Origin of the sequence: Paraburkholderia sp., assembly GCF_034668105.1 — a bacterium.
Taxonomy (GTDB): domain Bacteria; phylum Pseudomonadota; class Gammaproteobacteria; order Burkholderiales; family Burkholderiaceae; genus Paraburkholderia.
Genome location: NZ_JAXDPY010000540.1, coordinates 1 through 6,287 on the forward strand (window position 1 = coordinate 1; position 6,287 = coordinate 6,287).

The following is a 6,287-nucleotide window of genomic DNA, read 5'->3' on the forward strand; positions in this document are numbered from 1 at the left end:
TCTGGGGAGACAGTGGGAGCTGCCCCTGGAGTTTCGATGGGACACCCTGACGAAGTCATCAAGGCAAGACCGGGACGTCCGGCTGTCCATCTTTGGACTGCCCGCTTACTCGCAATCAGTCACCCGAAGCGACACCGCGCTACCCACGAGCAGTGGTCGCTTTGATTGGTTTTCGAACAACTCTGGACAACAAATAAGTTCTCGTTCAGATCATTCGTTTCCTACCGGTTACTTTTACATTTGACTGCCTTCTGCGGGCCGACCATCCCGCCTCTGATCCCGCTTGCAGTTCCTCTTCGAATTCCATACCGACAACCTGGCCTTCCGAGACGAGCCAGTCGCACAGTGCCGGAATTTCCTGAGCGAGACGCGGCCCGTACAGCTTGTCGCCGCGGCTAATAGGCTTGCCGGTCACGAGACACACGCCTTGGCGCTTCGCGCCTTCTGCCTACTTGCATGCCTCATCCGGACACGGAGGCCTCCGCACGCTAGCCGGTCTCTTCCAATGCCGGTTCGACTGACGTGCAGGACCGCCTCACTTGCGCTCGGCGGAAACGGCCGTTCTCATGTACTACGGAGCGCAATACCCGCGGGAAGACAACACCGCGCGCCACGCAATTTATCGAGCATGTCGCGATCCAGCCCGGCATGCGCCCGTAAATCGGCCTGCGCTTGTCTTCGGAGAACCGGCTCGTCGAATCAGATGCTATCGCTATGCGGTTGTAGTCAATGCCGACGCGGGCCATTGCGTTCTTTGCCCCATGGGCACGGAGATGACGCTGCGAGCAGTGTTCGCACAATTGCATGGTGGAATTTTGGGGACATCTGGAACGAGGCGATCGAGGACAACGCACGTGAGCCTCAGCCCTGCAAGCGACGGGTTAGGCCTTGCGGCGCAAACCAGCGGGAACCCACTGCCATCCACCGTCACGCTGTACGTTGTCTGTACGTCGGGCGGAGCCGTCCGGACCGGGGCATACAACGATTTCACCCAGGAATGCAACGTGCGCGAGGGATTGTCATCAAGGAGGCGTGAAATGAAAAATGCAATCAAACCCTGGCTTGTGTTTGCGGCGATGGTATCGGTGATTACTGGCTGCGCTTCAAGCGACTTGCCGACCGGAACGCAAACTCACCTGAGCGCAGCTCAGTGTCGTGACCTGACCGATATCCGAAACGGCGCTCCCGTCACCAGAGAACGCGATATGGGCGAACTCGCAGCATTGGAGCGAGCGGGATATCATCCCGAATGGAGCCTGGACCCTTACTACCCGGCCGACCTTCAGGCTGCCCAACGGCAGGTCAACATCTGGTACCAGACGGAATGCGCAGCGGCGCAGCGCGGTTGAGCACCCGCCGCTCCTCCGGTGCCCGACGGGCGGATCGTTTACGCTTTCCGCCTCGTGCCGACCCGCCCAGCTAATGAAGGGGAAGAAATCTTCATCGTCATCGGGCCAGTCGCCTCGCCCAAGCCATTGGCGGGCGGCACGCGTTGCAGGGGCGCCGCGTTGCCGATCGCGTCCTAAACCCCTCCGGCGTCTGTTCGAGAAGAGCAGTTCTCCGCCGGGATCATCAGCCAGTGGCCGTCCGTTACATCGAGCCAGGCGAACGTTCGCGCGTTAGCTGCTTGGAACGGCATGGCGCTTGCGGTACAGGAACGCGGCTTATTGGGATGACGAGCGCCGCTCTCGTTACAGCACCTGCGACCGGATTGCGCCGAACTCAATATGAGCCAGCCAGAAGACCTCGACCTATCACTGCATCAGGATTTCGACCGCCGATGGCGCATCGCCGAGTATGGGATCATCGCCGCCCTGTCGATCGTGTGCCTGGCCGCGCTGAGCGGCGCGCTCGGCTCCGGTCCCCTCAGCCGCGCCACCGAGTCTGTACAAGGTCCAGCAGCACGCACCCTAAGCTATGAGCGCATCCTGCGAAACCATGGTTCGAGCTGGATGCGAATCAAACTGAACGATGGCTTTTCCGGACTTGTCGACGTTCATCTCGACTCCACACTAGCTAATTCGGTCGCGATCGAAACTGTCATGCCCCGCCCACTGGCCGCGCGTGTCTCGACAGACGGCATTACCTACACGTTCGACGTCAGAACTGCCGAAGACGCCTCACTCAGTTTCAGGCTGGCACCTTACCGCATCGGATCGATCCTTACCGTTGTGACCGTGGGCGGTGCCCGCATCACCATCACTCAAATCGTGCTTCCCTGACCGTCATGGACATCCTTATCAGATCCGCTGGAGCCTATCTTTTCCTGCTCCTCGTCTTGCGCGTCACGACGCACCGGGTCAGTCGCACGATGACCCCGCTCGACATGGTCATCATGTTCCTGTTCGGCGGCCTGTCCAGCCAGGCGGTGCTGGCCGGCGACCAGTCCATTACTGCTGCTGTGATCGCACTGAGCACTATCGTCCTGCTGCACATTTTCGTTTCCACGGCAAAATTGCGGTTTCCCGGCCTGGGTCGCGTTGCAGAAGGAACACCGAGCATTGTTTTCGCACATGGCAAATGGAACGAGCAGCGCTTGCGGGAATTGCGCATCTACAAGGGGGACGTCCTCGCCGAAATGCGCCAGCGCGGCATCTCGGATATTGGCCAGGTCAAGTACGCAATCGTCGAGACCCACGGCGGTATCTCCATCATGGCGACGGATGGGTGACCGCTGCGTGCGACCTGCCCCTTCTTGGCCAGTGATCGTGGTGCCCGCAGATCGGAGATGGTCTCTGTCAATCTATCTCGACCTTTAGGCACGCCTTCGCTGTCATCCTATTCCCTCTCCAACCGGAAAAGAAAACTCCCCGAGCGGCAAGCCGTACGGCGCACTGGATTACGTGCACATCAGAAGCAGGCCAACGACAATGCGGCGTAACACCGTGCGGCTTCCCTTTCGCTCATCTTCTTGTGCGCGTCACTCGCGCTGAACGTCTGGACGAAAGCAATTTTCCATCCGGACCCCTCAAATTCAGGCATCAGGGTACGCAACTGAAAAAATCACTTCACGCTTTTCTACATGAAAAAAAGACCCTGCCCAAAGGGGACAGGCCGCACGCTCACGGCGTGTAAACGCGGTGCGCTGGAGCCGCCGACGCACCGCCTTTCTCAGTCACCGCCTGAACGCTCGAGCCGGATGACATGCTCAACCCGCGAGCCGTTCGCTTCTTCCGTGTAAACCACGCCGCAATGAATCACACGCCAGCCAGGCAGCGATGCGACCTGCGGCAGGCTACCGTTGTGCCGGCTGTCGATTCCACCGAGGCCGAACGCGGGTGCCGGCACATTGTTCTCGAGGGTCGCGTTCGATGTGATGACGTTGTCGTGCCAGGGAGATAGATTGCGTTTTGCTTCGAGCGCCTTGCCGTCAGTGTCCACCGTGTTATCAGACGATGCGGTGTTGGCGACGTCGACCGAAACGATCCGGCTGCGGGCCCGCTCCAGCGGATCCCTGGAATGCGAGGCGTAAGTGTCGAGGTCGACATCTGGCAGCGGATTGGACGTCTTGGGACCGGGCGTCGGCTCGGCAGAGCCGGCCGTGCTGCTGCTTCCAAACTCTTGCGCCTGGGTCTGCGCATCGGGCGACGCGGAGCCAGCCGCTGGTGTATGTGCGGGACTTTTAGCCGCAATCTCGTTTTGCTGCGCCTGACCGGGATTCGATTCTGCGTTCTGCATGTCGGAGTTTCCTGTTCGCTGATCTGATTTAAAACTCGCGGTGCGCTTGCCGACACCGCTGCGCCGCGGCTCGCAATATCGTTATGGTGCCAGCGGCCGCTGCACCGCCTGCCTGGGCTCGCGTCGGGCGCGTACCAGTGCATTGCCCAAAGGCGCAACCGGCGTTCCTGCGCGACGGCTCTATCAGCAGCGGTTGAAAAATTGATGACGATCCCACATTCTTGAGAATGCTATAACTTCGAAAAAAGGAGGCCATCAACGGCCGCCTCAAACACACACGGAGCGAGGACGACTGTCAAACCCTTTTCCGCTGCTTACTCGCCCGCCATTACTGCCCGCATTCAACGCACGAAGGCTCTGCCACGTAGCGGCTACCCGCAAGGCGCCCGTGCGTTGGGTAAAGAGAGGTGGCCCCGGCGCGCTCGCGCCGCACTGAGCCGTTCGACTGATCAAGCTGCCACCGCGCGCCTTCCCATCGACCATCCATTAACCGCCAGAAACACCAGCAGCGTGGCGCCAAAAATGCACTGCCGTCCGGCCTCGCCGATCTGCAGCGCGGTCAGCAAGCTGGTCAGAACGGTGATGAACACCGCTGCGATCGCCACGGCCACATAGTCGCCACGCCCACCGCCCAGCGACACACCGCCGATCACCGCGACGACTACACTGCTCAGTACATAACCGCTGCCGAGTCCGAGAAAGGCCTGCCCCACGTAACCGACCAGCAGCAGGCCGGTCAGCGCAGCAATGATCGCGCTTGCCGTGTAGGCCGCGATTCTAACGGTGCGCACGCGGGCACCGGTCAACAGCGCGGCGGTCGGATTCGCGCCGGTCGCCATCAGCCGCCGACCCCACGCCGAGCGGTCGAGAAACCACCATACCAAGATCCCCGCCACGAGCCACAGCACGGCAACCCTCGGCATGCCCGCGACGCTGCGCCCTGCCAGTGCAACGAGGGTCGCGCTGGCGGCGGTATTCGCGTGCAGCAACGATGACCACACGATCAAGCCGCCGTCGACGAGGCTCGCCATCGCTAGCGTCATCACGAGCGGCGGCACTCTCAACACAGTAACGCCCAGGCCGTTGATCACCCCGACCACAGCGCCGCACAATGCGGCCGCGACCAGCGCCAGCGGCAGCCCCCCGGGCCCGGCGCCGACGACGGCCGCGCCGACTGTTCCGCCCAGCGTGGCCGCCGCGCCCACGGACAGATCGAGTCCCTGGCCGCCGGCGATCATCACGAGAGTCTGCGAGACGCCGAACAAGCCAAGGAACGTGGCGATCTTCAACTGGTTCGCCAGCTGATCCGCGTTGGTAAAACCGGGCACCGCCCACTGTCCGGCCACCAACACGGCGACGACCAGCACCACCAACAACGTGCGTCTGGAGTAGAGCATGGCGTTCATACCGGTTTCCTCGCGCCGATGAACGTACAGCCGAGCGCCAGCAGGATGACCGCGCCCTTGAACACTTCCTGGTAGTTGCTCGGAATGCCCGCGAAGTAGACGACGTTGCCGATCAGCACGAGCACCAGCGCTCCGCAGATCGCGCCGAGCATCGTGCCGCGCCCGCCCGCCAGCGAAATGCCGCCGATCACGACCGCGGCCACCGAATTCAACGTGTAGGGCAGGCCGAGGCGCGCATCGCCGGACGAGGTCTGCGCGGAGATGCAGAGCGCCGCGCCGAACACGAACACCCACGCGAGCACGTAGCCAAGGAGCTTGACGACACGCGTATCGACGCCCGACTTGAACACCGCGTCCGCGGAACTGCCGGTTGCGATCAGGCGGCGTCCAAAGCGATGACGCTGCAGCACCGCCCATAGCGCCCATGCCGCGATGATCGGCACGGCCGCGAGCGGCAGCACGCCGACGCGCATCGCGAACCACTCGCCGAGCACCTCGGGCACGACGCCGCCAGGCTGCGGCATTAGCAGCAACGCACCGCCGAACCAGATTGCGCCGGTGGCGAACGTCGCGATCAGCGCGCTTTGCCGGAAGTAGCCGACCAGTACGCCGTTGCAGACGCCGGCCGTAAGCGCGACGGTGAGCGCCGCCGCACAGGTCGCGCCGGTGCCCCAGCCAGTCAGCGAGGGCGCGGCGGCGAGCACGCAGTTGACCAGCGAAATTCCCGCGCCGACCGACAGATCGAGTTCGCCCAGCAAGACGACCACGGCTTGCGCCATGCACACGAGAATCACCGGCGCTGCGTTCTGCAGATTGCTCGCCAGCGAATCGCCACTGAAGAAGTCCGGTTGAAGAAACGCGTTGCAGCCGACCACGATCAGCAGCATCAGGATGCCGGGCAATGCACTGGCATTGCGTGACGCGATCGCGTTGATGCCTTCGCGAACGCTCGGCGAGCGCTGCGCGCGGGGAATTCGGAGTCGTTCGGTCAGGCCGGCCTTCATGCGGCGCTCCTGCCGAACAGCGCGCTGGTCACGCGGGCTTCGTTCATCTCGGGTCCTTCGAGTTGTGCGACCACGCGGCCTTCGTACATGACGATCAAGCGGTCGCAAACAGCTAGCAGTTCATCCGTATCGGATGCGTAGACAATTGCAGCGGCGCCCACTTCGGCCAGTGCGCCGATCGCTTCGTAAATCTCCTTGC

Annotated in this window: 7 protein-coding genes and 1 pseudogene; 3 read left to right on the forward strand and 5 right to left on the reverse strand. The window is 62.4% G+C overall.

The genetic code is table 11. The annotated features are described in order from the left end of the window. Positions 1-205: 205 nt before the first annotated feature. Positions 206-415 carry a hypothetical protein gene (locus QOC89_RS23950; protein WP_323047287.1) on the reverse strand — a complete coding sequence of 70 codons (210 nt, stop codon included), beginning with the start codon at positions 413-415 and terminating at the stop codon, positions 206-208. A gap of 661 nt (positions 416-1,076) precedes the next feature. On the opposite strand from QOC89_RS23950, the gene QOC89_RS23955 reads away from it, so the two are divergent. The 3 genes from QOC89_RS23955 to QOC89_RS23965 all read left to right on the forward strand — a co-directional run bounded on the left by QOC89_RS23955 (position 1,077) and on the right by QOC89_RS23965 (position 2,671). Beyond that, entirely contained in the window at positions 1,077-1,349 is a 273-nt protein-coding gene (locus QOC89_RS23955; protein WP_416340458.1) for a hypothetical protein, read from the forward strand. 378 nt (positions 1,350-1,727) lie between these two features. Next, the gene (locus QOC89_RS23960; protein ID WP_323047289.1) at positions 1,728-2,222 is read left to right on the forward strand and encodes a hypothetical protein; all 495 of its coding nucleotides are present in this window, start codon (positions 1,728-1,730) and stop codon (positions 2,220-2,222) included. 5 nt (positions 2,223-2,227) lie between these two features. Next, positions 2,228-2,671 carry a DUF421 domain-containing protein gene (locus QOC89_RS23965; RefSeq protein WP_323047290.1) on the forward strand — a complete coding sequence of 148 codons (444 nt, stop codon included), beginning with the start codon at positions 2,228-2,230 and terminating at the stop codon, positions 2,669-2,671. A 440-nt stretch (positions 2,672-3,111) separates the two neighbouring features. Here QOC89_RS23965 and QOC89_RS23970 read toward each other — a convergent pair whose 3' ends face one another. The 4 genes and pseudogenes from QOC89_RS23970 to QOC89_RS23985 form a co-directional block, all read right to left on the reverse strand. Further along, the gene (locus QOC89_RS23970; RefSeq protein ID WP_323047291.1) at positions 3,112-3,678 is read right to left on the reverse strand and encodes a DUF3005 domain-containing protein; all 567 of its coding nucleotides are present in this window, start codon (positions 3,676-3,678) and stop codon (positions 3,112-3,114) included. Between the two features lie 449 nt (positions 3,679-4,127). Further along, positions 4,128-5,084: an ABC transporter permease gene (locus QOC89_RS23975; RefSeq protein ID WP_323047292.1), complete on the reverse strand. Its 957-nt coding sequence runs from the start codon at positions 5,082-5,084 to the stop codon at positions 4,128-4,130. Next, the gene (locus tag QOC89_RS23980) at positions 5,081-6,088 is read right to left on the reverse strand and encodes an ABC transporter permease (protein ID WP_323047293.1); all 1,008 of its coding nucleotides are present in this window, start codon (positions 6,086-6,088) and stop codon (positions 5,081-5,083) included. Before QOC89_RS23980 ends, QOC89_RS23975 begins: the two co-directional genes overlap by 4 nt. Beyond that, positions 6,085-6,287 (reverse strand): annotated as a pseudogene (locus tag QOC89_RS23985) (sugar ABC transporter ATP-binding protein); the annotation flags it as partial. The gene QOC89_RS23980 and the pseudogene QOC89_RS23985, both read right to left, overlap by 4 nt.

What these genes read in the sequence shown, in the direction of transcription:
- QOC89_RS23975 (WP_323047292.1), bottom strand. Translation starts at nt 5,084, where the DNA reads ATGAACGCCATGCTCTACTCCAGACGCACGTTGTTGGTGGTGCTGGTC.
- QOC89_RS23960 (WP_323047289.1), top strand. Translation starts at nt 1,728, where the DNA reads ATGAGCCAGCCAGAAGACCTCGACCTATCACTGCATCAGGATTTCGAC.
- QOC89_RS23980 (WP_323047293.1), bottom strand. Translation starts at nt 6,088, where the DNA reads ATGAAGGCCGGCCTGACCGAACGACTCCGAATTCCCCGCGCGCAGCGC.
- QOC89_RS23970 (WP_323047291.1), bottom strand. Translation starts at nt 3,678, where the DNA reads ATGCAGAACGCAGAATCGAATCCCGGTCAGGCGCAGCAAAACGAGATT.
- QOC89_RS23955 (WP_416340458.1), top strand. Translation starts at nt 1,077, where the DNA reads ATGGTATCGGTGATTACTGGCTGCGCTTCAAGCGACTTGCCGACCGGA.
- QOC89_RS23965 (WP_323047290.1), top strand. Translation starts at nt 2,228, where the DNA reads ATGGACATCCTTATCAGATCCGCTGGAGCCTATCTTTTCCTGCTCCTC.